Annotated in this window: 19 protein-coding genes and 2 tRNA genes; 8 read left to right on the forward strand and 13 right to left on the reverse strand. The window is 69.9% G+C overall.

What is annotated here, in order from left to right:
• The first annotated feature begins 225 nt into the window (after window positions 1–225).
• Window positions 226–1086 carry a helix-turn-helix transcriptional regulator gene (locus tag Q5425_RS01965; RefSeq protein WP_308670309.1) on the forward strand — a complete coding sequence of 287 codons (861 nt, stop codon included), beginning with the start codon at window positions 226–228 and terminating at the stop codon, window positions 1084–1086.
• Window positions 1087–1236: 150 nt separating this feature from the next.
• On the forward strand, window positions 1237–1476 hold the full coding sequence (locus Q5425_RS45680) for a DUF397 domain-containing protein (protein ID WP_396135116.1): 240 nt from the start codon (window positions 1237–1239) through the stop codon (window positions 1474–1476).
• A gap of 915 nt (window positions 1477–2391) precedes the next feature.
• Here Q5425_RS45680 and Q5425_RS01970 read toward each other — a convergent pair.
• From Q5425_RS01970 to Q5425_RS01980, 3 genes are all read right to left on the reverse strand, one after another.
• A tRNA-Glu gene (locus tag Q5425_RS01970) sits at window positions 2392–2467 on the reverse strand.
• Between the two features lie 100 nt (window positions 2468–2567).
• A tRNA-Gln gene (locus tag Q5425_RS01975) sits at window positions 2568–2639 on the reverse strand.
• 49 nt (window positions 2640–2688) lie between these two features.
• On the reverse strand, window positions 2689–3516 hold the full coding sequence (locus Q5425_RS01980) for an HAD family hydrolase (protein WP_308670310.1): 828 nt from the start codon (window positions 3514–3516) through the stop codon (window positions 2689–2691).
• A 405-nt stretch (window positions 3517–3921) separates the two neighbouring features.
• Here Q5425_RS01980 and Q5425_RS01985 point away from each other — a divergent pair, with 405 nt between their 5' ends.
• On the forward strand, window positions 3922–5163 hold the full coding sequence (locus tag Q5425_RS01985) for an FAD-dependent oxidoreductase (RefSeq protein WP_396135117.1): 1242 nt from the start codon (window positions 3922–3924) through the stop codon (window positions 5161–5163).
• Here the strand turns inward: Q5425_RS01985 and Q5425_RS01990 are convergent.
• The 6 genes from Q5425_RS01990 to Q5425_RS02015 all read right to left on the reverse strand — a co-directional run bounded on the left by Q5425_RS01990 (window position 5160) and on the right by Q5425_RS02015 (window position 15410).
• Window positions 5160–5930, reverse strand: coding sequence for a fumarylacetoacetate hydrolase family protein (locus Q5425_RS01990; RefSeq protein WP_308670312.1), 771 nt, complete (start codon window positions 5928–5930; stop codon window positions 5160–5162). The genes Q5425_RS01985 and Q5425_RS01990 overlap by 4 nt on opposite strands.
• Before the next feature lie 31 nt (window positions 5931–5961).
• Window positions 5962–7566 (reverse strand): citramalate synthase, encoded by a 1605-nt coding sequence (gene cimA, locus Q5425_RS01995; protein WP_308670313.1) that lies wholly within the window; start codon window positions 7564–7566, stop codon window positions 5962–5964.
• Window positions 7567–8264: 698 nt separating this feature from the next.
• Window positions 8265–9305: a 3-isopropylmalate dehydrogenase gene (locus Q5425_RS02000; RefSeq protein WP_308670314.1), complete on the reverse strand. Its 1041-nt coding sequence runs from the start codon at window positions 9303–9305 to the stop codon at window positions 8265–8267.
• A gap of 225 nt (window positions 9306–9530) precedes the next feature.
• Window positions 9531–12893 (reverse strand): S8 family serine peptidase, encoded by a 3363-nt coding sequence (locus Q5425_RS02005; RefSeq protein WP_308670315.1) that lies wholly within the window; start codon window positions 12891–12893, stop codon window positions 9531–9533.
• 229 nt (window positions 12894–13122) lie between these two features.
• A complete protein-coding gene (serA, locus tag Q5425_RS02010; RefSeq protein ID WP_308670316.1) occupies window positions 13123–14721 on the reverse strand; it encodes a phosphoglycerate dehydrogenase in 1599 nt (532 codons plus the stop codon).
• A 125-nt stretch (window positions 14722–14846) separates the two neighbouring features.
• The gene (locus Q5425_RS02015; protein ID WP_308670317.1) at window positions 14847–15410 is read right to left on the reverse strand and encodes a helix-turn-helix domain-containing protein; all 564 of its coding nucleotides are present in this window, start codon (window positions 15408–15410) and stop codon (window positions 14847–14849) included.
• A 124-nt stretch (window positions 15411–15534) separates the two neighbouring features.
• Here Q5425_RS02015 and Q5425_RS02020 point away from each other — a divergent pair, with 124 nt between their 5' ends.
• The 3 genes from Q5425_RS02020 (at window position 15535) to Q5425_RS02030 (ending at window position 18781) form a co-directional block, all read left to right on the forward strand.
• Window positions 15535–16359 carry a TIGR03620 family F420-dependent LLM class oxidoreductase gene (locus tag Q5425_RS02020; protein WP_308670318.1) on the forward strand — a complete coding sequence of 275 codons (825 nt, stop codon included), beginning with the start codon at window positions 15535–15537 and terminating at the stop codon, window positions 16357–16359.
• A gap of 146 nt (window positions 16360–16505) precedes the next feature.
• Window positions 16506–17828, forward strand: a complete 1323-nt coding sequence (locus tag Q5425_RS02025) for an ankyrin repeat domain-containing protein (RefSeq protein ID WP_308670319.1) — start codon at window positions 16506–16508, stop codon at window positions 17826–17828.
• 71 nt (window positions 17829–17899) lie between these two features.
• Window positions 17900–18781, forward strand: coding sequence for a nuclear transport factor 2 family protein (locus Q5425_RS02030; protein ID WP_308670320.1), 882 nt, complete (start codon window positions 17900–17902; stop codon window positions 18779–18781).
• On the opposite strand, the gene Q5425_RS02035 is transcribed toward Q5425_RS02030, so the two are convergent.
• The 4 genes from Q5425_RS02035 to Q5425_RS02050 all read right to left on the reverse strand — a co-directional run bounded on the left by Q5425_RS02035 (window position 18778) and on the right by Q5425_RS02050 (window position 22593).
• Window positions 18778–19059 carry a DUF397 domain-containing protein gene (locus Q5425_RS02035; protein WP_013223584.1) on the reverse strand — a complete coding sequence of 94 codons (282 nt, stop codon included), beginning with the start codon at window positions 19057–19059 and terminating at the stop codon, window positions 18778–18780. The two genes, Q5425_RS02030 and Q5425_RS02035, sit on opposite strands and share 4 nt — an antisense overlap.
• An 87-nt stretch (window positions 19060–19146) precedes the next feature.
• Window positions 19147–20160: a ketol-acid reductoisomerase gene (gene ilvC / locus Q5425_RS02040; RefSeq protein ID WP_308670322.1), complete on the reverse strand. Its 1014-nt coding sequence runs from the start codon at window positions 20158–20160 to the stop codon at window positions 19147–19149.
• Between the two features lie 32 nt (window positions 20161–20192).
• Window positions 20193–20699: an acetolactate synthase small subunit gene (gene ilvN / locus Q5425_RS02045; protein WP_003080760.1), complete on the reverse strand. Its 507-nt coding sequence runs from the start codon at window positions 20697–20699 to the stop codon at window positions 20193–20195.
• A 1-nt stretch (window position 20700) separates the two neighbouring features.
• The gene (locus Q5425_RS02050; protein ID WP_308670324.1) at window positions 20701–22593 is read right to left on the reverse strand and encodes an acetolactate synthase large subunit; all 1893 of its coding nucleotides are present in this window, start codon (window positions 22591–22593) and stop codon (window positions 20701–20703) included.
• 265 nt (window positions 22594–22858) lie between these two features.
• Between Q5425_RS02050 and Q5425_RS02055 the strand changes: the two genes are divergently transcribed.
• Window positions 22859–23380 (forward strand): PH domain-containing protein, encoded by a 522-nt coding sequence (locus tag Q5425_RS02055; RefSeq protein ID WP_308670325.1) that lies wholly within the window; start codon window positions 22859–22861, stop codon window positions 23378–23380.
• Between the two features lie 81 nt (window positions 23381–23461).
• Complete coding sequence (gene ilvD, locus Q5425_RS02060) at window positions 23462–25306, forward strand: dihydroxy-acid dehydratase (protein ID WP_308670326.1); 1845 nt, start codon at window positions 23462–23464, stop codon at window positions 25304–25306.
• Window positions 25307–25928: the final 622 nt, after the last annotated feature.

Consider the following 25928-nt stretch of genomic DNA (forward strand, 5'->3'; position numbering starts at 1 on the left):
GCGCCCGCAGGGTTCGGCATTCTCGGCCGTCATCGTGCCGACCATCCACTCGCGATGCCCCGATCGTGCGTGCTTACTCACCAGTTGCTACTGCGGGTAGCAGATGGTACTACTATGGATCTATGGCGGACCGCCACCTGGCAGATTTGGAGACTGGCATTTTGCTCACCGGTCATCAAGCTAGCAGGCTGTGACCGGACGAGACCAGTAGAGAGTGGGCTGATCATGCTCGGGGGACGCAATCCGGTTACCGAACGACGTAGGCTGCTGGCCGAACTCCGGCGCTTGCGCAGCGCAGCGGGGCTGACCCAGAAGCAAGTTTCCGCTGGACTCGAGTGGTCGCTGTCCAAAGTGATCCGTATCGAAGGCGGCACCGTCGGCCTCTCGATCACCGACTTGAAGGCGCTGCTGACACTCTACGGCGTCGAGGACCCCGAGGTCGTCGACGACCTCGCGGCGGCCGCGAGAACCGCCCGCGAGAAGGCATGGTGGGACGACTACCGGCCACATGTGAGCCCGGCCCTGATCGACTTCATCGCGGTCGAGGCCGCGGCGACCAGCATGGCGGAGTACCAGAACTTCGTCGTGCCGGGCATCCTGCAAGTCCCCGCCTACATCCGCGGCGTCGGACAGGCCTTCGGCTCAAGCGAGGAAGCGATCGAGCGCTCTGTCTTCATGCGCACCGAACGCCGTGGCCTCCTGACCGGGCCCCAGCCGCTGGAGGCCCGGTTCATCCTGGATGAGGCCTCGATCCGCCGGACGATCGGATCCGCCGACGTCATGCGGGACCAGCTCGACTTCCTGGTCGAGCTCAACGAGCTGCCCAACATCACCATCCAGATCGCCCCGCTCGGCCGCGGCGTGACCGATGGCATGCAGTCCTCCTTCACGCTTTTCGAACTGCTCGACCAAGATCACGTGGTGTACCTCGACCAACCGGGGTACCAAGTGCTCGCTCGGACGGACCCCGACGAGGTCGGCCGGTACCTCGACGCCTTCGACAAGCTGACGGGTCCGGATTACGCCACGCCGCCGGACGAGCTGAAGGCCACTGTTGGCCGTGTCCGGGCATCCCTCGCCGAATGACCACCCCGGCCGGCTTCGTACGGCCAGGTACGTCGCGGACGGTGCCGGAATGAAACCGGTGCGTTTGCGAAAGGGGGTAGAATCGGGTGGCTCTGAAGCACGTCCATTGGCCGGGGTGATCTCCGGCCGATCATAGGTCGGGAGGGCCTCATGACCGGACGATTTGATGCGCCCATAGCCGAGTTCGATCAGCACGGCATTGCGTGGCACCGGAGTTCCCGGTCTCACCCGACCACGGAGCCGAAGTGCGCGGAAGCAGCTCTGGACGGGGAGATCGTGCGCGTTCGCGATTCGAAATCGCCTCGATCAGGTGAACTGCAGTTCAGCCACGGAGCGTGGGAGCACCTCACCCGTCGACTGAGCGCAAAGGCCGAACGCCAGAGCGACTGAACTGAATCGCGAGACCTCCGGCATTGGCCATACCGGGACCGCCCGGGAGTGAATGCACATGCCGATGCACACCTAACTTCATATTACATGTCCCGCGCACGTTTTTGTCAGCTTTTTGTCCAATTCGGCGAGACCGGTCGCATTCTCCATTACGGCCCACGAGTCGCAGGCACCGGCAAGCGCCGGCCGTGACGATGATCGCCCCTGAGAACCACCCCGCCACTGGCCGGTGATCGCGTAGCTCGGCGCGTAGCCTCGGGGACCGCTGCGGGCGTCGTGGAAGTACTCCCCCGCGTCGGACGGCAATGCCGCGCCCTCGCCCGGGAAGAGCGTGGGGATCCAGGAATACTTGTCGGACAGGACCCGGGGCGCGAGGCCGGCGCACCGGAGGGGGGCGAGGCAGGCGGAGGCTAGTCGGACGCCTGCGCGGCCCGCTTCGCCGAGTCCGGTGGCGTCGGCATCCGGATGCCCAGTTCGTGATCGCGTCCCGTCCGAGGTTGGCGAAGCGCTGGATGTTCTGCTTCGGGGTGTCCGGCACCGGGCTCACGATCAGGTGGGCCAGCAGGCCCACTCCGTCGATCGGCGCGTCCCACTGCATGAGCCGACTTCATCAGCACACAAACGCCGTCACTCTTCGCCCCGTCGGTCGGCATGCCGGGGCCGCAGTGGCGGTCACTCCCACAACGCCGGGGGCCTCTACTTTCGCCGCCAACCGGCCAAGGTGCGAAAACTGCTGCACGAGCTGTCGAGGTCACTCAGCTGGGGGCCAAAGTCCAGGGGAGGTGACGAGCACAGGCGAACTGCCAATGGATCAACCGCCGAAGACGGCGCGAGTCGCAGGAGGATCTTCGACGCCATGTCTGCCGATCGACCAAAAAGCCCGCCTGACCTGGGTCAGACGGGCTTGGTTACTGCTGGTACCCCCGATGGGATTCGAACCCACGCTACCGGCGTGAGAGGCCGGCGTCCTAGGCCGCTAGACGACGGGGGCTAGGATCTTCCCTGGTTTCCCAGGGGCTTTTCTGTTTTTCTTACCGGAGAGAACTTACCAGAGCCGCTTTCTCGCTCTGCAAGGGGGTCACTCTCCGCAGCTGGGGTACCAGGACTCGAACCTAGACTAACTGGACCAGAACCAGTCGTGCTGCCAATTACACCATACCCCAGTGAGGTACTGCTCCGGCTGGCCGGTTCAGCACCGCACGAGGAGAAATACTAGAGCACGCCGTTCCGGACGGTGAACGCGGGGGTGCCACTGCGGCGCTGGGCCGGGACACCGATCGTGGCGTACTCCGAAACCAGCAGCTCAGGCAGCTCGGCGAGGCCGGCCACCGTGTGGACGCCTTCGGGGGCCCGCTCGCCGATGCTGTCGCGGTCGAGCCACACCGCGCCCAGGCCGGCGTCGCGCGCGCCGATCGCGTCCGTGTCCAGTTTGTCGCCCACGTGGACCGCCTGGGCGGGGGCGCAGCCCAGGCCCAGGCACACCGTGTGGAACATCACCGGGTCGGGTTTGGCCACGCCCAGCTCACCGGCGATGGCGACGTGGTCGAAAAACGGCGAGAGGCCCAGGTCGGCGATTTTCTTCCGCTGGTGCCCGCCCGAGGCGTTCGTCACCGCGGCCAGCATCAGGCCGGCCGCGCGCAGCCACTCCAGGCAGTCGAGGACGTCGTCGAACAGCTGCCACGAGTGGTCGAGCAATTCTCTTCGGCGGCGCTCGAAGGAACTCACCTGCTCGGCGTCGGCGAGGATGCCGATTTCGGCCAGGAAGCAGTCGGTGCGCCGCTGGTGCATCGTCGCGTAGTCGAGTTCGCCCGCGACGACGAGCGCGACGTGCTCCTCGGTGATCAAGTCCCACAACGGCCACAGGTCGCCCCGGCCGGTGAGGATGTGGAGGCTCCGGCGGATGGCGGCCGTGCAGTCGATGAGCGTGTCGTCGATGTCCAGGCACACCAGCCGCAGCTCGGGCGGCGCCCAGGGCTCGGACGCCACCGCGGCGGGCGGGGCGGTTCGCGAAGGGGTCGGGGGTGCCAGGGCGAAATCCACCCAGTGAGGCTAGGGCAACCGCCGCGTTCGCGACGCTGCCAAAGAGGTGATTGCCGCTGCCCTGTTCCGGCGCACCGGCTCTACTCCCAGTTGGCGAACCGTCCCCATTCGGTTATCCGGCACCCCGCACCGGAGACGCCTCCCCGTCGACATAGGCCACATAACCCTTGTGCCGCTTGGGAATCCGCTCCGTCCACACGGGCACCTCGACCCCGGCCGCCGGCGCCGACCGCAACCGGAACACGGCCGACGAACTGTCGCGTTTGGACGGTTTCTGGTCACCGGGGCGCCCGCCGGCCCGCCGTAGCCCGATCAGCGTATCTCCGCTTCTGCCCCTTGACGCCGGTGCCGGTCAGGTGCATCCTCGAGTTATTCAACAGGCGATGAATAAGGGAGATGGTCGAGATGACCGAGCGCACGACCTGCGTCGTCATCGGTGGCGGGCCGGCCGGGATGGTCACGGGACTGCTGCTGGCCCGGGCCGGCGTCGAGGTGACGGTGCTGGAGAAGCACGCCGACTTCCTGCGCGACTTCCGCGGGGACACGGTGCACCCGTCGACGCTGACGCTGCTCGACGAACTGGGCCTGGGCGAGAAGTTCCACGCGCTGCCGCACAGCGAGCTGACCGCGGCGGGCTTCCCGCAGGAAAACGGCGAAATGATGAAGCTCGCCGACTTCACGCGGCTGAAGGTGGCGCACCCCTACATCGCGATGGTGCCGCAGTGGGATTTCCTCGATCTGCTGGCCGAGAGCGCCCGGAAGGAGCCGACGTTCGTCCTGCGGATGGAGACCGAGTGCACCGGCCTTGTGCGCGAGCACGGCCGGGTGCACGGCATCACCTACCGCACGGCGGCGGGCGAGACCGGCGAACTCCGCGCCGACCTGGTGATCGCCGCGGACGGCCGCTGGTCGCTGGCCCGGCGCGAAGCCGGCCTCGTGCCCCGCGAGTACGACTGCCCGTTCGACGTCTGGTGGTTCCGGCTCTCCCGGCACGAGAGTGAGGAGGGCAGCATGCTGCTGCCGAAGATGCGGGACCGCCGGTTCGCCGTGCCGCTCCCCCGCCCCGGCTTCTTCCAGGTCGCCTACCTCAGCCCCAAGGGTGACGACCTGCGCGAAGAGGGCATCGACGCGTTCCGCCACAACGTCACGCAGATCTTGCCGGAGTTCGCCGACCGCGTGGACGAGCTCGAGTCGATGGACGACGTCAGGATGCTCGACGTGCGGCTCAACCTGCTGCGCAAGTGGCACACCGACGGGCTGCTCTGCATCGGCGACGCGGCGCACGCGATGTCGCCGATCGGCGGGGTCGGGATCAACCTGGCGGTGCAGGACGCGGTCGCGGCGGCGACGCTGCTGGCCGAGCCGCTGCGCCGGGGCCGTCCGTCGGAAGCGGACCTGGCCAAGGTGCGCTCGCGCCGCCTGGCGCCGACGATGCTGGTGCAGGGGCTGCAGCGGCTGCTGCACCGGACCGTGATGCGGGCGGTGATGGCCGGCAGGCGCAACGGCCCGCCGGCGCCGATGATCAAGCTGTTCGCGCGGTTCCCGCGGCTGTCGTACCTGCCGGCCCGGCTCCTCGGCCTCGGGCTGCGGCCGGAGCACGCTCCGGCGTTCGCCCGGCGGCCGATGGAGCCGGTGGGCCGGGGTTAGACGTCCTCGACCGGGTTGGTCAGGGTGCCGATGCCTTCGATGGTGATCGAGACGCTCTGGCCGCCCTCGATCGGGCCGACGCCCTCGGGCGTGCCGGTGAGGATGATGTCGCCGGGCAGGAGCGTCATGACGCCGGAGACGAACTCGACCAGCTCGGGGATCTTGTGGACGAGGTCGGACGTGCGGCCGTCCTGCTTGAGCTCGCCGTCGACCTCGGCCCGCAGCGAGAGGTCCGACGGGTCGATCGCGGTCTCGATCCACGGGCCGATCGGGCAGAAGGTGTCGAAGCCCTTGGCGCGGCCCCACTGGCCGTCGGACTTCTGCAGGTCGCGGGCGCTGACGTCGTTGGCGATCGTGTACCCGAGGACGACGCTCGCGGCGCGGGCGGCGGGCACGTTCTTCACCGGCTGCCCGATGACGATCGCCAGCTCGCCCTCGAAGTCGACACGGCCGATGCCGGACGGACGCCGGATGGCCGCGTGGGGCCCGACGACCGTCGTCGACGGCTTGATGAACAGCATCGGCTCGCTGGGCACGTCGTTGCCGAATTCGGCCGCGTGCTTGGCGTAGTTGCGGCCGACGGCGATCACCTTCGACGGCAGGATCGGCGCGAGCAGCCGGACGTCGGCCAGCGGCCACCGCTTGCCGGTGAAGTTCGGCTGGCCGAAGGGGTGCTCGGCGATTTCGAGGACCTGGGCGTCGTCGCCGTCGCCTTCGATCGAGGCGAACGCGACACCACCGGGATGAGCAATTCGGGCTAGGCGCACGCGGCCAGTCTACGTGCGCCCCGCCCGTACCTCAGGCCACGGTGGTGCTCTTGTGGACGAGCGCGTCGCACAGCGCCAGCCAGCTGGCCTCGACGATGTTGCCGTGCACGCCCACGGTGGTCCACTCGCGCTCGCCGTCGGTGCTCTCGACCAGCACGCGCGTCACCGCGTCGGTGCCGGGGTGGCCCTGGAGGATGCGGACCTTGTAGTCGGCCAGCTCCACACTGTCCAACCAGGACAGGTGCGGCGACAGCGCCTCCCGCAGAGCGGCGTCAAGGGCGTGCACCGGCCCGATGCCCTCGGCGGTGGCGATGACGCGCCGGCCGCCGACGTGCACCTTGACCGTCGCCTCGGCCACGACCTCGCCGTCCTGGCGGTGGTCGAGCACCACCCGGTAGGACTCCAGCTCGAACGGCGCCTCCGCGGGGACGTCGGCCTCCTGGCGCAGCAGGAGCTCCAGGGAGGCGTCGGCAGCCTCGAAGGACCAGCCTTCCGCTTCGAGCCGCTTGACCTTCGTGATCGCGCTCGTCAGCGCTTCGGGCCGGCCGGCAAGGTCGACCCCGAGCTCACGTCCCTTGAGCTCGAGGCTGGCCCTGCCGGCCATCTCGGTGACCAGTACCCGCATGTCGTTGCCGACGGAAGCTGGATCGATGTGGTTGTACAACAACGGATCCACCTTGATCGCGCTCGCGTGCAGTCCCGCCTTGTGGGCGAAAGCCGACGCCCCTACGTAAGCCTGGTGGGTGTAGGGGGCGAGGTTGGCGATTTCGGCAAGAGCATGGGAGACCCGGGTGAGTTCGGCGGCGCCTCCGGTCGGGAGGACGTCCATGCCGAGCTTGGTCACCAGGTTTCCCGTCACGGCGAAGAGGTCGGCGTTGCCGGCCCGCTCCCCGTAACCGTTGGCGGTGCACTGGACGTGCGTCACGCCGGCCTGCACCGCGGCGACGGAATTCGCCACGGCGCAGGAAGTGTCGTCCTGACAGTGGATTCCGAGCCGGAACCCGGTCTTTTCCTTGATCGTCCGGACGGTCTCGGCGAGGCCGAGGGGCAGCTGACCGCCGTTGGTGTCGCAGAGCACGAGGACGTCGGCGCCCGCGTGGGCGGCGGCGTCGAGGACCTTGAGCGAGGTCTCCGGGGAATGCGCGTAGCCGTCGAAGAAGTGCTCGGCGTCGAGGAAGACCCGCCGTCCCTCTTTCGTGAGGAACTCGACGGTGTCTTTCACCATCGCGCAGGCTTCGTCGACGTCGACGCGCAGCGCCCGTTCGATGTGCCGGAGGTCGGACTTGGCGACGAGGGTGATGACCGGCGCCTCGCTGTCGAGCAGGGCCCGGACCTGCGGATCGGCGTCGGCGGTGGTGCCGGCCTTGCGAGTCGCCCCGAAGGCGACGAGAGCCGCGTGGCGGAGTTTCAGCTCGCCTTTTGCGGCGCGGGCGAAGAACTCCGTGTCCTTGGGGAGCGCCCCCGGCCAGCCGCCCTCGATGAACCCGACACCGAGCTCGTCCAGCAGCCGCGCGACGGCGAGCTTGTCCTGGACGGAGTAGGAGATGCCTTCCCGCTGCGCACCGTCGCGCAGGGTGGTGTCGTAGAGGTGGAAGGCGTCGCCGAGCGGGGTATCGGCGGGCTCCTTGCGGTTCACGGTCTTCTCCTAGCGTTCCGAGGCAACAAAAAAACCTCCCGCATGGGTGCGAGAGGTTGCGCGCCGGGGGCTCTTGTGGAGCTATCGTCCGGCGCGCTCGTCGATAATGATCGCGAAGCTGGTCACGGTCGCATCATGCCACAGCGTTCGCGGACAAGTCCAGAACCTGGGCCAAGCTCCCACCATCCGGGAATGCGGGAGGTCGCGAACGGCTCTTTCACCACGTCGGCGAGATGAGCGACCTGTTCACGATTCCGGGGTCGGCGCCGGCGATGAGAAAGTGCCACCTGGTGCGCCGATTGCCGGAATTCGCCTCCCCCGCCCGACGAGCAAGCCCCACCGCACCCTGGGGGCTGACCCCGGTCCAGTCTATCGGCAGCGGCGGACAGAACCGGCCACAAAGCCGTCGGACGGCCGGCTTGTCCACATCACGGCGGCCCTGTGGACAAGGCCGTCCGCACGGGCCGCCGTCGCGAGTTCTCCCGGCACGGCGGGGGCGAATCCGACCCGATCCCCAGGTCGCGAATGACTCATTCGAGACGTCCGGGGTCCCGAATGAGTCATTCGCGACCCCGCCCCCGCACCGGAGCCGCCGAGGCAAGGCCCCAGCGTCTGCCGAGGGGCACCCCGCTCAAGGGGCACGAAAAAGCCCCGCACCCAGCAAGGGCACGGGGCTTCCCCAAAAAGTCAGCCGAAAATCAGCCGGCCGTCCGCACGTTGGACGAAACCAAAGCCGCCAGCCGGTCACCGATCGCGGTCGTGGCTCCCGGCGAAGCCTGGTCGCGCGTCGCCAGGTCGAACGCCACCGACGCCTCGATCCGCCGAGCCGCTTCCTTCTGGCCCAGGTGGTCGAGCAGCAGCGCCACCGAAAGCACCGCCGCCGTCGGGTCCGCCAGCCCCTGGCCCGCGATGTCCGGCGCCGAACCGTGCACCGGCTCGAACATGCTCGGGTTGCGGCGGGTCATGTCCAGGTTGCCGCTGGCCGCCAGGCCGATGCCGCCCGTCACCGCGGCCGCGAGGTCGGTGATGATGTCGCCGAACAGGTTGTCCGTGACGATCACGTCGAACCGCGACGGGTCCGTGACCAGGTGGATGGTCGCCGCGTCCACATGGGAGTACGCGACCGTCACGTCGGGGTGCTCCAGCGAAACCTCTTCGACGATCCGCGACCACAGCGAACCGGCGAACGAGAGCACGTTGGTCTTGTGCACCAGCGTGAGGTGCTTGCGCGGCCGGGCCTCGGCGCGGCTGAACGCGTCCGCGACCACGCGCCGGACACCGAACGCCGTGTTGACGCTGACCTCGGTCGCGATCTCGTGCTCGGTGTCCTTGCGGATCAGGCCGCCGGTACCCGCGTACGGGCCTTCGGTCCCTTCCCGCACGACGACCATGTCGACGTCGCCCGCGTCGGCCAGCGGTCCCCGGACACCCGGGTAGAGCCGCGCCGGGCGCAGGTTGACGTGGTGGTCCATTTCGAACCGCAAGCGCAGCAGCAGGCCGCGCTCCAGGATCCCGCTCGGCACCGACGGATCACCGACCGCGCCCAGCAGGATCGCGTCGTGCTGGCGGAGCTCGCCGAGGACCGACTCCGGGAGCAGCTCACCGGTCGAGTGCCATCGGGCCGCGCCGAGGTCGTAGTTCGTGATCTCCGCCGTAGGTACTACCTCGCCGAGCACCTTCAGCGCCTCGGAGACCACCTCGGGCCCGATCCCGTCACCTGGGATCACCGCGAGCCGCATCCACACACCTCCGTCGACCGGACCACCGGCGCACCGATGGCCCACCGCAACAAAACGCCAGCAGCCGGAAGGTTACCGGCCGTAGACAAACGGCCGTAGCCGCACCACCCTTATGCCGCATCCTCCCGCAGGGTGAGACACCCGATCGGGTGAACAAAAGCGGGGTGTCCCCGGCGGAAATCCGCCGGGGACACCCGTTCCTGCATAAATCGATCTTCCCGGGGACTAGCGGCGACCAGCCCCGATCGGCTGACGGTCGTTCCCCGGCCGGGCGCCCTGCGCCGTGTCCACCTTGACCACGTTCGCGCGGTTGCCCGCGGCGTTGTGGTGCTCGATGGCCAGCAGCCCGAGCGCGTTGTCCGCCGCGGCCGAGGCCGCGTTCCGCGTCACGACCAGCGCCGTGCCCGGCTTGGCGACGTAGCCGAGCGCGGCGTCGCCGCCGCCCTGCACGAAGTAGCCCGGCGCGAGCGCGTCGAACGAAAGCGGCGTGCCGACGTAGTCGATCAGCCCGTTCGTCGTGCCCGGCGCGACGTAGAACCCGCTGACACCCACCGTGTAGGAGATGCGGTGGCTGTCGGCGTTCGCGTCGATGCCCAGCGCGGCCAGCGAAACCGGCAGCGTGAGCACGTTCGTGTCGAACACGTTGGTGTCGACGTCGCCGAGCTGGCCGTTGACCGCTTGGACGTCGACGGTCGGGAAGCCCGGGGTCAGCGCGACCGTGTTGGCCAGGAGCACGTCGGTCGACGTCGCCTTGGTCACGTAGGTCTCGAAGTCCGGCTGCCCGTCCCCGGTGGTGTCGATGTCGACGAACGGGGAGGTGTTGCTGCCGATGTTCGCCCAGTCGCCCCAGGTGGACAGGCCGAACGCGAGGATCGCGTTCTCCGGCTCACCCTGCTCCTTCGCCAGCGGAGCGGTCGACGCCGCGCCGATGTAGCGGAGGTCGCCGCCCTTGGCCGTCTTGTTCAGCGTGCAGTCGGTGACCACGTCCGCGTCGCACTCGGGCAGCTGCGGGGACTCCACCTGCAGCTCGAGCACGCTGATCAGCGAGCGGTACCGCTGCGCGCCGGCACCCTGGTCGACGCCCTTGCCGCTCAGGTTCAGCACGGCCTGGGTGGCGTCCGGCGCGAACTTCACCGACTGCGGCGTCGAAATCGTCGACACCGGCTTCGGCGCGGAGTAGACCGAAACCCGCAGCGGCACTTTCGCCCCGCTGACGGGCGTGAAGGCGACGCGGCCGGAGGCGTCGGCGACGAACTGCCGGGCCAGGCCGGCCTGGGTGGCCTGCATGGTCGGGTCCATGACCTTGCGCAGCGCCTTCGGATCGGTGATCTTCAGCGTCACCTTGACCTTCGCGGTCCCGCGCGGGGTCAGCTTCACCGACGGCTTGTCCACTGTGTACTCGACGCCGGGCAGCGCGTTGACCGCCTGGTAGGCGACGGAGTACTCGGCGGGCGTGACGCCCTTGTTGACGAGCTTGATCGTCTTCGACAGCGTCACCGGACCGGACGCCTCGACGGTGCCGAAGCTGACGCTGACCGCGCCCGGGTCGTCGACGACGTAGGCGAGCACCTGGTTGTCCAGCGCCGCCTTCGCGTCGATCCGGCCGCTGCCGACGCGCTGCGGTGCGTAGGTGTGGCCCGCGCCGTCGGAGACGTCGTGGCCGGCGGTGTCGATGACCGACGCCTTGACCTCCTCGACCGACCAGTCCGGGTGCGACTGGCGGACCAGCGCGGTGATGCCCGCGGTGTGCGGGGCCGCCATCGACGTGCCCGAGAGCACGGTCCGGCCGTTGCCGCTGCCGCGGAACGCCGAGGTGATCGTGTCACCCGGCGCGGCGACGTCCGGCTTGAGGGCCGGGCCGCGGGTGCCGCGCGAGGTGAACGAGCTCGGGGTGTCGACGATCGTCTTGTCGTAGGTCTGGATCGACGCGCGGCCGGCGCCGAAGAGCCGGACCTGCAGCGTGCCCGCAGTCAGCGCCGCGCGCAGCGTCTTCGTCGCGGACCCGGTGAACTGGAACATCGGGATCGCCGCGTTGCCCGCGATGCCCGCGCTGAAGTGCTCCAAAGTGGACGAGAGCAGCGCGCCCTTCGCCCCGGCGGCCTGCGCGTTGTTGGCGCGGGCGGCCGAACCGCAGGCGCGGGTCGAGTCGTTGTCGTCCCACTCCAGGAAGACGAACTTGCCCGCCGCCTTCGCCTTGTCCTCGGCGGAGTACGGCGCACAGCCGGCCGCGTTGGCCGCGGAGAGGGCCACGACCGGCGCGGTCACGTCCAGGGTGTCGTAGCCGGTGTAGTTCTGGCTGTACTGCCCGGTCTTCTGGCCCGCGGCGCCCGAGGGCGCCTTGACCTCGGCGGCGTCGCGCAGGATGCCCGCGTCGCGCGTGCTGGCGACGGTGAGCGCCTCGGGGGTGTTGCCCGGGGACCCGGCGATGTCGTTGATGTCGCCGCCGTTGCCCGCGGAGATCACCGGCAGCACGTTGTTGGCGGCGAGCTTGCGCACGAACAGCGAGTCCGGGTCGTCCGGCGCGCCGAAGTCGGAGCCGAGCGAGAGGTTGACGATGTCGAGGTGGTCGGTGAAGTCGCCGTCGCCGTCCGGGTCGAGCGCCCAGTCCAGCGCCTGCGAGGTGACGTTCGTCGAGCCCGCGCAGCCGAACACCTTGATCGCGTAGAGCAGCGACTTCGGCGCCGTGCCCGGGCCGATCTGCATCGCGTCGACCTTCTTGGCGTCCAGCTTCTTGTAGTCGCCCTTGAAGGTCTTGCCGTCGGCGGTGACGCCGAAACCGCCGATGGTGCCGGCGACGTGCGTGCCGTGCTCGCCGCAGGCGAGGGGGTTCGGGTCCGGCTTCGGGGTCGTCTTGCCCGCCGTGGCGGCGTCGTAGTCGTCGCCGACGAGGTCGGTGCCGCCGACCACCTTGGCGCTCGGGAAGAGCGGGGTCGGCTGGGTGCTGTCGACGCTCTTGTAGGCGGCCTGCGTGCCGGGGCCGCCGAAGTCGGCGTGGGTGTAGTCGATGCCGTCGTCGATGACGCCGACGCGGACGCCGTCGCCGAACCTGCCGGTCTGCTGCCACGCGGCGAGCGTGTTGGTCAGCTGTTCGGCGCTGGCGTTGGTGCGCGTCTTCGGCACGACCGTGCGCACCGCGATGACGTCGGCCCGCTTCGCGACCTCACGCAGCTTCGCGGCGTCGGCCGTGACGACCACGCCGGGAACGGCGTTGGCGGTCCGGGTGACGACCTGCGGCTTGGCGTCGGCCGCGCGCAGCTGGCCGACGACGGAGTCGATCGCGGCGGCGGTGTCGGCCTTGGCGCTGCGGGCGGCCCGCTTCGCCTGTTCCTTGCCCTGCGGCTGTGCGGCGGTGAACGCGTCGACGGCCGGTTTCCGGTCCAGCTCGACGAACGCGGTGACCCGGCCCTGCGCGGCCCCCAGGCGCGGCGACAGCTTGCCCTGCAGCTTCGCGTCGTCGATCTTGGCCGGTGCGACGCCGTCGGCGAGCGGAGCATCGGCTGCGCTCGCGACCGGCGCCCCGAGCGCGGCCGCCAGTACGACGGCGAAGGCCGCCGTCGTGGCGCGCGCGGGGAGGCGGGATCTGCTCATGAGTCGGCCCCTTACCGAGGTCTGGACCCGAACCTGCCTGCCGCTCCTGACACCCCCGACGGTGAAGCGCGGCACAGCGTCGTGCCCTCGACGACGCGTGGTTCGACCTCGCGCAGAGAACCTAATCCCCCAAAACACCTACTTACGTAGGCAAAAGACTCCGTTACGTGAATGTGATTGCGTAAGAGGGCCCCCTGCCGGGTGACAGGGGGCCCTCGAAAGAGTTACGTCAGTTGAAGTCGACGGCGCGGATCGTGTGCGCGCCGACCGAAGCCCCGATCGGGTCCAGCAGGTGCGCGTCGATGTGGCGGTCGACGCGCAGCAGCATCACCGCGTCGGAGCCGTCGGTGGTCTGGCTGATCTGCGCGGCCTCGATGTTGATGCCCGCCTCGCCCAGCAGCGTCCCGACGCGGCCCATCACGCCCGGGCGGTCCGGGTACTCGACCAGCAGGACGGTGCCTTCGGCGCGCAGGTCGAAGCCGCGGCCGTTGACCTCGACCAGCTTCTCGACCTCGTCGAGGCCGGTGACTGAACCCGACACGCTCAGCACCGCGCCGTCGGAGTGCACCGCGCGCACGGTGACCAGGCTGCGGAACTTCGGGCTCTCCGGCTCGGTCTCCAGCTCGACCTGTACGCCCAGCTTCTCCGCCAGCTGCGGCGCGTTGACGAACGTGACCTGGTCCTCGACCACGCCGGTGAACACCCCGCGCAGCGCCGCCAGCTGCAGCACGCCGGTGTCCTCGTTGGAGATCTCGCCCTTCACCTGCACGGTCACCGACGTCGGCGCCGTCGGGTTGAGCGCCGTCAGCAGCTGCCCCAGCTTCTGGACCAGCGACAGGTACGGACGGACGTGCTCGCCGACCGCGCCGCCGCCGGTGACGTTCACCGCGTCCGGCACGAAGTCGCCGCGCAGGGCCAGCAGCACCGACTTCGCGACGTCGGTGCCCGCGCGGTCCTGCGCCTCGGCCGTCGAGGCGCCCAGGTGCGGCGTCACGACGACGTTCTCCAGCTCGAACAGCGGGCTGGACGTGGTCGGCTCGGTGACGAAGACGTCGACGCCGGCGCCGCCGACGTGGCCCGAGCGCAGCGCGTCGGCCAGGTCTTCCTCGACGATGAGCCCGCCGCGGGCGGCGTTCACGATGATGACGCCCGGCTTGGTCTTCTTCAGCGCCTCGGCGTCGATGAGGCCCTTGGTCTCCGGCGTCTTCGGCAGGTGGATGGAGATGGCGTCGGCGCGGGTCAGCAGCTCGTCGAGGGTGACCAGCTCGATGCCGAGCTGGGCGGCGCGCGCGGCCGAGACGTAGGGGTCGTAAGCGATGAGGTGCGTGTCGAACGCGGCGAGCCGCTGGGCGAACAGCTGGCCGATCTTGCCGAGGCCGACCACACCGATGGTCTTGCCCTGCAGCTCGACGCCGGAGAACGAGCTGCGCTTCCACTCGCCGCCGCGCAGGCTCTGGTCGGCGGCCGGGACCCGGCGCGCGACCGACAGCAGCAGGGCGACGGCGTGCTCGGCGGCGGAGACGATGTTCGACGTCGGCGCGTTGACGACCAAGACGCCGCGCTCGGTCGCGGCGGGCACCTCGACGTTGTCGAGGCCGACGCCGGCGCGGGCGACCACCTTCAGCTGGGTGGTGGCCGCAAAAACCTCGGCGTTCACCTGGGTGGCGGAGCGGACCAGGAGCGCGTCGGCGCTCTTCACCGCCTCGAGCAGCGCGGACCGGTCCGTGCCGTCGACGTGCCGGACCTCCACCTCGTCACCGAAGACACTCAGCACGGAGGGGGCGAGCTTTTCCGCGATGAGGACGACGGGCTTGCTGGGCTTGCTCACGATACGGCTCCCACTATCTGGTCATTTCCAGGACGCTCGGTGTCGGCGGACGGTCTCAGCACGTCGTTGTGCCCCGGTCGAGGCGGAGTTTAACGCGCCGGCCGGACCTGTGGCGTCTCCTGGTGTTAACTCGCCCGCAATCCCTCGAAAACAAGAGCGAGGAGGCGGTGCATGCCCCTTTCGCCGGGCAGGTGACCGCCCGCCCAGGATGCCGCGTGCAGCAACAGAAGCAGCTCCTGCGCCGTGACGTCCCGGCGCAGCTCGCCCGCGTGCTTGGCGCGTTCCACCAGCTGGGAACCGGCCTCGCGCATCGTGTGGCAGGACTCGTACAACCGGGACGATTCGTCGTTCAGCGCGCCGGCGGTGAGTTCGGCCAGGCCGCGGAAGGTGCCGGTGGCGTCGCCGAGTCCGGCGAGCCAGGTCTGCAGGGCGTTGAGCGGCTCGGGGTGGGTCAGCAGTTCGCGGGCGCGGTCGGCCTGGGCGTCGAAGCGGGCGCGCAGGAGCGTCTCGAGCAGCGCGTCCCGGGTCGGGAAGTGCCGGTAGAGCGTGCCGATGCCGACTCCGGCGCGGCGCGCGATGTCCTCCAGGGACGCCTCGACGCCGTGTTCGGCGAAGGCGCGTTGAGCCTCTTCGAGGAGGCGCTCGTAGTTGCGGCGGGCGTCCGCGCGCATCGGTTTCACGTCGGTCATCGCCCTCCCGACCTTACCGGGTAGCCAAGCGGAGGCAGCCTCCGTAAGCTAACCGGAGGCAGCCTCAGCTTACTGGAGGGATCTTGTTCGTGAAATCCACTGTGGACACACCGGAGGTGGCGCGGTGAGCGTGGGAATCTGGCGGTTCTTCGACGGCGTCCCGATCGGCGTCCTCCGCGAAACGGCCGCTGAAATCGAAGAACTCGGCTTCGACGCGATCTGGTTCGGCGAGTTCGGGGGGCGGGAAGCGTTCACCCAGGCGTCGCTGCTGCTCGCGGCGACCTCTCGCCTGACGATCGCCACCGGGGTCGCGCGGTTCGACCAGCGGTCTTCGCTCGCGGCCGAAGGCGCCGTCCGGGCGCTGGGCGAGGCCCACCCGGGCCGGTTCATCGCGGGCCTGGGCGGGCACCGGCCGGGCGCGCGGCCGCTCGCCGCGTTGCGCGAGTACCTGGACGGCATGGACGCAGCCGAGCTGCCGGGTCTTCCGCAGCCGGACCCGCGCCCGCTCCGGGTCCTCGCCGCGCTGGGCCCGAAGCTCCTGGACCTGGCGGCCGAGCGCGCCGACGGCGCCCACCCGTACTTCGTGCCGCCCGAGCACACGGCGATGGCCAGGGACCGGCTCGGCCCGGGCAAGTACCTGGCCGTCGAGCAGGCGGTGGTGCTGGACGCCACCCCCGAAGCGGCCCACGCCATCGCCCGGGAGCACGTGGGTCCGTACGTCCGGCAAGCACCGCACCACCAGGCCAACCTGCGCCGTCTCGGCTTCACCGACGCCGACCTCGCCGACGGCGGCAGCGACCGCTTGGTCGACGCCATCGTCGCGACCGGCGAGCAGGCGGTGGCCGACCGGATCCAGGCCCACCTCGACGCGGGCGCCGACCACGTCTGCGTCCAGGTCCTGGCCCGGACGGAGAAGTCGTACCGCCGCTTGGCGGATCTGCTGCCCTGACGGGCGTACGCTGACGGGGCGCGGTGCGGGCCGCGCCCCGTCCGCGGAAAGGGCCGAGCCCACCCCTGCTTCACCGCATCACCAGCTCCGCACCTTCTTTCCTGCCCGGTGCCGGCGGACCACGGGCGACGAGGGAAGGAGGCACCATGGGCACGCTGCCCGCAAAACCCAGCCTGGACCAGCTCCGCAAACGCGCGAAGGACCTCGCGCGCGCCGAAGGCGTCAAGCTCGCCGAAGCGCAGTTCCGCATCGCCCGGGACCACGGTTTCCCGAGCTGGCCGAAGCTGCAGGCCTACGTCCGGCGCGTCACCGAACACGGGGAAGCCCTGCAGCACCCGTACCACCAGGACGCCGGGTACTACGCCGAACGCGCGCAAGGCCTGCTCGCCTCGGCGGACGACGGCACGCCCGGCGCCGAGGAGCCGTTCGACCGCTGGGGACAGCCGCGCACCCGCGACGGCGCCCGCGCGGTCGTCGCCCGGGAGCACGGTTTCGGCTCCTGGAAAGCCCTCCGCGAGCACGTCGGGTCTCTTGTGGACAGCGGAGAGCCGTTCGCCCGTGCGTACCGGGCGATCGAGGCGCGGGACCCGGCCGGGCTCGAAAAGCTGCTGGACGAGTTCCCCGGCCTCGTCGCCGCCCGCGGCACCAACGGCAACGACCTGCTCGGCATGGCCTGCGCGACCTGCGACGAGCGGCTCGGCCGGATCCTCCTCGACCACGGCGCCGACCCGGCCCGCGGCAACGTCCACGGCTGGACTCCCCTGCACCAAGCGGCCTACAGCAACCTGCCGCTCCTGCTCGACCTGCTGCTGCAGCACGGCGCGCCGGTCGACGTCCCGGCCCGCGGCGACGGCGGCACGCCCCTGGTCGTCGCCCTGTTCTGGGGCCACCGCGAGGCCGCGGAGAAGCTGGCGGAACACGGCCGGGCGCCGGGCAACCTGCGCGTCGCGGCCGGGCTCGGCGACGCCGCCCTCCTCGACGAGCTGCTCGAACCGGGCCACCCGGCGGCCGGCGCGCACCGGGGTTTCTACCGCCCCCACAGCGGCTTCCCGCGCTGGCAGCCGGCGGACGACCCCGCCGAAGCCCGGAACGAAGCCCTGGCCTGGGCGGCGCGCAACGACCGCGTCGACGCATTGAGGACCCTCGTCGCCCACGGCGCCGATCCGGACGCCGACGTCTACCGCGGCACCGCGCTGGCGTGGGCGGCGGCGCAGGGCAGGCTCGACGCCGTCCGGGCGCTGTTGGACCTCGGCGCCGACGTGAACCTCCCCGGCACGTTCGGCGGTCCGCACCACGGCGAGGGCGTCACGGCCCTGCACCTGGCCGCGCAGTCCGGGCACCTCGACGTCATCCGCGCCTTGGTCGAAAACGGGGCGAACCCCGGCGCGCGGGACGCGATCTTCGGCAGCACCCCGGCGAGGTGGGCGGAGGTGTGCGGGCAGCCGGCCGCACGGGACCTCCTCCAGTAGACAAACGGAGTCAGTAGTCCGTATCGTCGAATGCGGACTACTGACTCCGTTTTGCCCTCTGGGAGGACCTCATGAACTCACCTCGCGACGTGTTCGCCGCACTGTCCGACGGCATCAGCGAAGGACGCTGGGACGAGCTTTCCGCGCTCTACGCCGAAGACGCCGTCGTCGAACACCCCCAGGCCGTGCCGCGGCCCACGCGCATCACCGGTCGCGCGACGGTCCACGAACGGTTCACCGGCGCCCTCGCCGGCACCCTGCGGCTCAAGCGCAAGAACGTGGTCGTGCACGAGACCACGGACCCCGAGGTGATCGTCGCCGAGTACGACTACGACGCCGAAGCGGTGGCGACCGGGCGGACGATCCCGGCGGCCAACATCCAGGTGCTGCGGGTCCGCGACGGCCGCATCGTCAATTCCCGCGACTACCACGACTACCTGCGGCTCGCCGTGATCCGCGACGGCGTCGACCACCTGGTCAAGGCCTACGAAGAGGCGCCGCCGCGCGAGTTGTCCCCGATCCGGCAACGGACCTCGAGCGACCCGAAGAGCCGGCGCGGGGTGTTCGAACAGCTCGTCTACGGCGTTTCCGACAAGCGGGGAGAGGAACTGGCGGACCTGTACGCCGGGCAGACGCACGTCACGCACCCGTTCCTGCCGGGTTCGGCGGTCATCCGCACGCGCGAGGAGCTGCGGGCGCACTTCCGCCAGTCCACGGAGCTGGGGGTCGACCTCGACGCGACCGACCTGGTCACCTACGAGGGCACCGACCCGGAGGTCCTGATCGCCGAGTTCGCCTACCAGGGCGAATACGGCGGCCGCCCGGTCCGGATCGCGAACATCTTCGCCATGCGGATCTCGGGCGGCCTGGTCGTCGAATCCCGCGACTACGGCGACCACCTCGGCATCGCCGGCGACCTCGGCCGGATCCCCGAACTGGCCGCGAAGCTCTAAGCCTCCGCGGCGAGGTCCTCGGGCAGGTCGAACTCGCCGTCGCGGACGCCCTTGACGAACGCGTCCCACTCCCCCGGGGTGAAGACGAGGATCACGCCGTCCGGCTTCGCCGACTGCCGCATCGCCGTGTAGGTGACACCGTCGGTGTGCTCGATGAAGGCGTACTCGACGCAGTCGTCGAGGGTCACGCCTTCGGGCTCGGCCCGGATCCACTCGGCCTTGGTGAAGTCGAGGTGGTGCCGGATGTGCGCCTTGTCGTCGACCGGCTGATCACTCATATCACCAGCGTAGCGACCCGGGCACCGAACGCACTGAAGGGGACGCCCGGCACCGGGCGTCCCCTTCAGCGTCTGGCCGAAAAACGGTCAGGCGGTCTCGGTGATCGGCCGGTCCACCCACGACATCAGGTCGCGCAGCTTCTTGCCGGTCGCCTCGATCGGGTGCTGGTTGCCCTGCTCCTCGAGCTTGGTGAAGTTCGGCCGGCCGGCCTCGTCCTCGGCGACCCATTCACGGGCGAACGTGCCGTCCTGGATCTCGCCGAGGATCTTCTTCATCTCCTCCTTGACCGCCGGCGAGATGACGCGCGGGCCGCGGGTCAGGTCGCCGTACTCGGCGGTGTCGGAGATCGAGTAGCGCTGGCGCGCGATGCCGCCCTCGTACATGAGGTCGACGATCAGCTTCAGCTCGTGCAGCACCTCGAAGTAGGCGATCTCCGGGGCGTAGCCGGCCTCGGTGAGCACCTCGAAGCCGGTCTGCACCAGCGCGGAGGCGCCACCGCAGAGCACGGCCTGCTCGCCGAAGAGGTCGGTCTCGGTCTCCTCGGTGAACGTCGTCTTGATGACGCCGGCGCGGGCACCACCGATGGCGGCCGCGTAGGAGAGGGCGAGCGCCTGGGCGTTGCCGGTGGCGTCCTGCTCGACCGCGATGAGCGCCGGGACGCCCTTGCCGTCGACGAACTGGCGGCGGACCAGGTGGCCCGGGCCCTTCGGGGCGACCATCGCGACGTCGACGTTCGACGGCGGCTTGATCAGGTCGTAGCGGATGTTGAAGCCGTGCCCGAAGAAGATCGCGTCGCCGTCCTTGAGGTTCGGCGCGATGTCCTGCTCGTAGATGAAGCGCTGCTTGGTGTCCGGCGCCAGGATCATGATCAGGTCGGCCTCGGCCGACGCCTCGGCCGGGGTGAGCACACGCAGGCCCTGCTCCTCGGCCTTCGCCCGCGACTTGGACCCCTCGGGCAGGCCGATGCGGACGTCGACGCCGGAGTCGCGCAGGCTCAGCGAGTGGGCGTGGCCCTGGCTGCCGTAGCCGATGACAGCGACCTTGCGCCCCTGGATGATCGAGAGGTCGGCGTCGTCGTCGTAGAAGATTTCCACTGCCATGGGGGTTACTGCTTCCTTTCCTGACTTACTTCTTAACGCGGTGAGGTGGCGGTGATCGAACGGGCGCCGCGACCCACCGCGACCATGCCGGACTGCACGAGCTCGCGGATGCCATACGGCTCCAGCATCCGCAGCAACGCACCGATCTTGTCGGACGTCCCGGTGGCCTCGACGGTGAGTGCCTCGGGAGAGACGTCCACCACCTTGGCCCGGAAGAGCTGGACGGTCTCGAGGACCTGGCTGCGCACGGTGTTGTCGGCGCGCACCTTCACGAGCAGCAGTTCACGCTGCACGGCGGTCGACTGTTCCAGCTCGACGATCTTGATCACGTTGACCAGCTTGTTGAGCTGCTTCGTCACCTGTTCGAGCGGTAGCTCTTCCACGGCGACCACGATCGTCATGCGGGACACCTCGGGGTTTTCCGTGGGCCCGACGGCGAGGGACTCGATGTTGAAACCGCGGCGGGAGAACAGGCCCGAGACGCGCGCGAGCACACCGGGCTTGTTTTCGACCAGGACGCTCAGCGTGTGGACGCTCATCTCAGCGCTCACCTTCCCCAGCGGCTTCCGCGGCGGCTTCGGTCGTCTCGACCGAAACCTCGTCGTCGTCGAACAGCGGCCGGATGCCCCGGACCGCCATGATCTCGTCGTTGCCCGTGCCGGCCGCGACCATCGGCCACACCTGGGCATCCTTCCCCACGACGAAGTCGATCACGACGGGGCGGTCGTTGATCTCCATCGCGCGGCGGATGGTGGCGTCGACGTCTTCCTTCGTTTCGCACCGCAGGCCGGCGCAGCCCAGCGCCTCGGCCAGCAGGACGAAGTCCGGGATGCGGTGCTTGTGCGTCCCGAGGTCGGTGTTGGAGTACCGCTCCGAGTAGAAGAGGTTCTGCCACTGCCGGACCATGCCCAGGTTGCCGTTGTTGATGACGGCGACCTTGATCGGCGCGCCTTCGATGGCGCAGGTGGCCAGCTCCTGGTTGGTCATCTGGAAGCAGCCGTCGCCGTCGATCGCCCACACGGCCTTGTCCGGGACGCCGAACTGCGCGCCCATCGCGGCGGGCACGGCGTAGCCCATGGTGCCGAGGCCGCCGGAGTTGATCCAGGTGCGCGGGTTCTCGTACTTGACGAACTGCGCGGCCCACATCTGGTGCTGGCCGACACCGGCGGCGTAGACGGCGTCCGGGCCGACGAGCTGGCCGATCCGTTCGATGACGTACTGCGGCGACAGCGAACCGTCGTCGGGCCACTCGTAGCCGGCCGGGTAGTTCTTGCGCCAGTCGTCGGCCTGGGTCCACCAGTCGGCCAGGTCGGGCTGGCCGCTGTGGTCGAACTCCGTCTTCACGGCGGTGATCAGCTCGCCGATGATCTCCTTGCAGTCGCCCACGATCGGGACGTCGGCCTTGCGGTTCTTGGAGATCTCGGCCGGGTCGATGTCGGCGTGCACGATCGCGGCGTCCGGCGCGAACGACGACAGCTGGCCGGTGACCCGGTCGTCGAACCGGGCGCCGAGCGCGATCAGCAGGTCGGCGCGCTGCATGGCGGCGACCGCGGCGACCGTGCCGTGCATGCCCGGCATGCCGAGGTGCTGCGGGTGCGAGTCGGGGAACGCGCCGCGCGCCATCAGCGTGGTGACGACGGGGACCCCGGTCAGCTCGGCGAGCTGCTTCAGCTGCTCGTGGGCTTCGGCCTTGATCACGCCACCGCCGACGTAGAGCACCGGGCGCCGCGACTTCGCGATCAGCTTCGCGGCTTCGCGGACCTGCTTGCCGTGCGGGCGCAGCGTCGGGCGGTAACCCGGGAGGCGCAGCTCGGTCGGCCAGGAGAACGAGGTCATCTCCTGCAGCACGTCCTTGGGGATGTCCACCAGGACGGGGCCGGGTCGGCCCGTGCTCGCCAGGTGGAACGCCTCGGCGATGGTCCGCGGGATGTCCGCGGGGTCGGTGACGAGAAAGTTGTGCTTGGTGATCGGCATGGTGATGCCGCAGATGTCGGCTTCCTGGAACGCGTCCGTGCCGATCAGCGCGCGGGACTGCTGGCCGGTGATGGCCACGACCGGGACCGAGTCCATGTTCGCGTCGGCGAGCGGGGTGACCAGGTTGGTCGCGCCCGGGCCGGAGGTGGCCATGCAGACGCCGACCTTGCCGGTGGCCTGCGCGTAGCCGGTGGCCGCGTGGCCGGCGCCCTGTTCGTGGCGGACCAGGACGTGGCGGACCTTCGTCGAGTCGAGCAGGGGGTCGTAGGCGGGCAGGATGGTGCCGCCCGGAATCCCGAAGACCACCTCGGCGCCGACGGCCTCGAGCGAGCGCACGAGCGACTGGGCGCCGGTGACGCGCACCGGCGTTCCCGCCGGTGGCGCCGGCTTCGGACGTGCTCCGGGCGTTCCGGGCGTCGGCCCGGGTTTCGCGTCGCTGCGCGACGTGGCACTGGTCATCGGATCTGCCTCGTGGGTCTCGGTGTCACTCGTTCGGGTCTTTTTTGAGCTCGATTGGTGCGGTGGGGCCAGGAATCTCTTCCCTAGGGCAACAAAAAACCCTCGCCGACCGTAAGGTCGCACGAGGGTTCGCGCGTCGACGCAGCGGAAAGTCTTCCCTAAGCGTCGACGCGCTTGGGAAGTACGAGGCCGGTCAGCGGTGTCACGGCGATGACGCTAGACCGAACGCCGGGCAGGTGTCAACTCTGCGGGACGGTGTGTCCGCATGCTGGACGCCCGGGCGGCGTACGTCACCCCGGCGCGACCCGGTTCCGAGGCGGGCGTGCGCGCGGTGCACCATTTCCGCGTGGCCGAAAAACAGCAGGACGAAGGCCGGAAGGCCGTCTTCCGCATCCCCCGCACGTCGTTCATGGCGATCGCCCTCCTGACGGTCTGCGTGACACCGATCGCGCTCGGGGAGATCCCGTACCTGCAGTGGCTCTACATCTTCCCGATCGCGCTGGCGGTGTTCGTGGTCCGCCACCGCACCGTCGCGACGCGCTCGGGGCTGGCCGTCCGCACGGTGTTCGGCCACCGCGACATCCCGTGGTCGGCGCTGAAGGGGCTCGCGATCACCAAGAAGTCGCGCGTGCAGGCCGTGCTGAAGGACGACACGAAGGTGCCGCTGCCGACCGTCCGGACCCGGCACCTGCCGGTGCTGTCGCTGGTCAGCGAGGGACTCGTCGCGGACCCGAGCGGGGTGCTCGAGACCGGCGACCTCAAGCCCGGGACGTCAGCCGCCGAGTAGCCCCGCGGCGGACCCGGTGGGGTTACCGGCGTAAATTGGTCCTACCAGTTTCGCTGGCCACCCTTTGACCTGGGAGTTCCCGTGCCGCCTCTCCGTTCCCGGACCACCACCCACGGCCGCAACGCGGCGGGCGCGCGCTCGCTCTGGCGCGCCACGGGCATGACCGACAGCGACTTCGGCAAGCCGATCGTGGCCATCGCCAACTCCTACACCCAGTTCGTGCCCGGCCACGTGCACCTCAAGGACCTCGGCGAGATCGTCGCCGGCGCGGTCAAGGAAGCCGGCGGCGTCGCGCGCGAGTTCCACACGATCGCCGTCGACGACGGCATCGCGATGGGCCACTCCGGCATGCTCTACTCGCTGCCTTCGCGCGAGATCATCGCCGACTCGGTCGAGTACATGGTCAACGCGCACCAGGCCGACGCGCTGGTGTGCATCTCCAACTGCGACAAGATCACCCCGGGCATGCTCAACGCCGCGATGCGGCTCAACATCCCGGTCGTGTTCGTCTCCGGCGGCCCGATGGAGGCCGGCAAGGCCGTCGTCGTGGGCGGCGTCGCGCAGGCCCCGACCGACCTGATCACCGCGATCGCGGCGTCGGCGAGCCCCGAGGTCGACGACGACGGCCTCGACGTCGTCGAGCGTTCGGCCTGCCCGACCTGTGGGTCGTGCTCCGGCATGTTCACCGCCAACTCGATGAACTGCCTGACCGAAGCCCTCGGTTTGTCGCTTCCCGGCAACGGCTCCACGCTGGCGACGCACGCCGCGCGCCGCGCGCTGTTCGAGGCGGCCGGGCGCACCGTCGTCGAGCTGTGCCGCCGCTGGTACGAGGAGGACGACGCTTCGGTCCTGCCGCGCTCGATCGCGTCGAAGGCGGCGTTCGAGAACGCGATGGCGCTCGACATGGCCATGGGCGGTTCGACGAACACGGTGCTGCACATCCTCGCGGCCGCCCAGGAGGGCGAGGTCGACTTCACGATCGCCGACATCGACGCGATCGGCCGCCGCGTGCCGTGCCTGTCGAAGGTGGCGCCGAACTCCGATTACCACATGGAGGACGTCCACCGGGCCGGCGGCATCCCGGCGATCCTCGGCGAGCTGTACCGCGGCGGGCTGCTCAACACCGACGTGTGGTCGGTGCACTCCCGGGACCTGGACTCGTGGCTCGGTTCCTGGGACATCCGCGCTGCTTCCCCGTCCGACGTCGCGGTGGAGCTCTTCCACGCGGCCCCGGGCGGCGTCCGCACGACGCAGGCGTTTTCCACGGAGAACCGTTGGTCATCGTTGGACACGGACGCGGCGGGCGGCTGCATCCGCGACGTCGAGCACGCGTACACGAAGGACGGCGGCCTGGCGATCCTGCGCGGCAACCTGGCGGAGAACGGCGCGGTGATCAAGGCCGCGGGCATCGACGAGGACCTGTGGCACTTCGAGGGCCCGGCCCGGGTGCTGGAGAGCCAGGAGCAAGCCGTGTCGGCGATCCTCAAGAAGGAGATCCAGCCGGGCGAGGTGCTGGTGATCCGCTACGAGGGCCCGGCGGGCGGCCCGGGCATGCAGGAGATGCTGCACCCGACGGCGTTCCTGAAGGGATCGGGCTTGGGCAAGAAGTGCGCCCTGATCACGGACGGCAGGTTCTCGGGCGGATCGTCGGGCATCTCGGTCGGTCACATCTCCCCGGAGGCGGCGGCGGGCGGCCTGATCGGCCTGGTGGAGAACGGCGACCGGATCCTGCTGGACATCCACGAGCGCCGCTTGGAGCTGCTGGTCGACGAGGCAGTGCTGGCGGAGCGCCGGGCGAAGATGGAGGCGTCCGAGCGCCCGTGGCAGCCGAAGGACCGCCAGCGCCCGGTGACGGCGGCCTTGCGCGCGTACGCCCGGATGGCGACATCGGCGGACACCGGCGCGGTTCGCGACGTGAACAAGTAATCCCGGCTTCCGGCTGCGAAGGCCGTCCCGTTCTCGGGGCGGCCTTCGCGGCGTTTCCGCCTTTCACGGCCCTCAGCCGCGAGGGGGCTCCCCGGTTTCAACGTTACCGAAAGCCACCGACAATTCCCCGCCCCGGAACCGCAGTTGTCCACAGACCGCCGCGAACCACCCGAGTTGTCCCCAGGCCGCAAGGGCCACGCCGTTGCGGTGCCCGGTCTGGTCGGTCGGCTTCCGGGATCACGGCGGTGATATCGCGGCCGCGCAGATGCCTGCGGATCGTCCTTGAGGAGAAGGTCTTGTCGCCGCGGACGCAGTTGGGCCGGGTACGCGTTCGAAGCGAGCGACGGCGCGCCGCATCAGGTGCGGGACATCGGTGCATCCCTCGGCCTGTCCGGACCCCGTCAACGCCACCAGCGGTCGGTCGTTGCCGCCGACGAGGTGGTGCTCCAGCCGCCGAGCGCGTGGTCAGGCGGCTCGCCTCGTAGATCCGCGTCCCAGGTGCCGTCACCGGCCATCCGGCGGCGTCAAGTCCAGCTCGTCTGCCCCAGGCCGAACACCGCCGACCCTTACCGGCGCGGACCGCAGCAGGTCCTCGAACCACGCCACCGAACATCCGAAACCG

The sequence above is a fragment of the Amycolatopsis sp. A133 genome, from assembly GCF_031082405.1.
In the GTDB taxonomy this organism is placed as follows: domain Bacteria; phylum Actinomycetota; class Actinomycetes; order Mycobacteriales; family Pseudonocardiaceae; genus Amycolatopsis.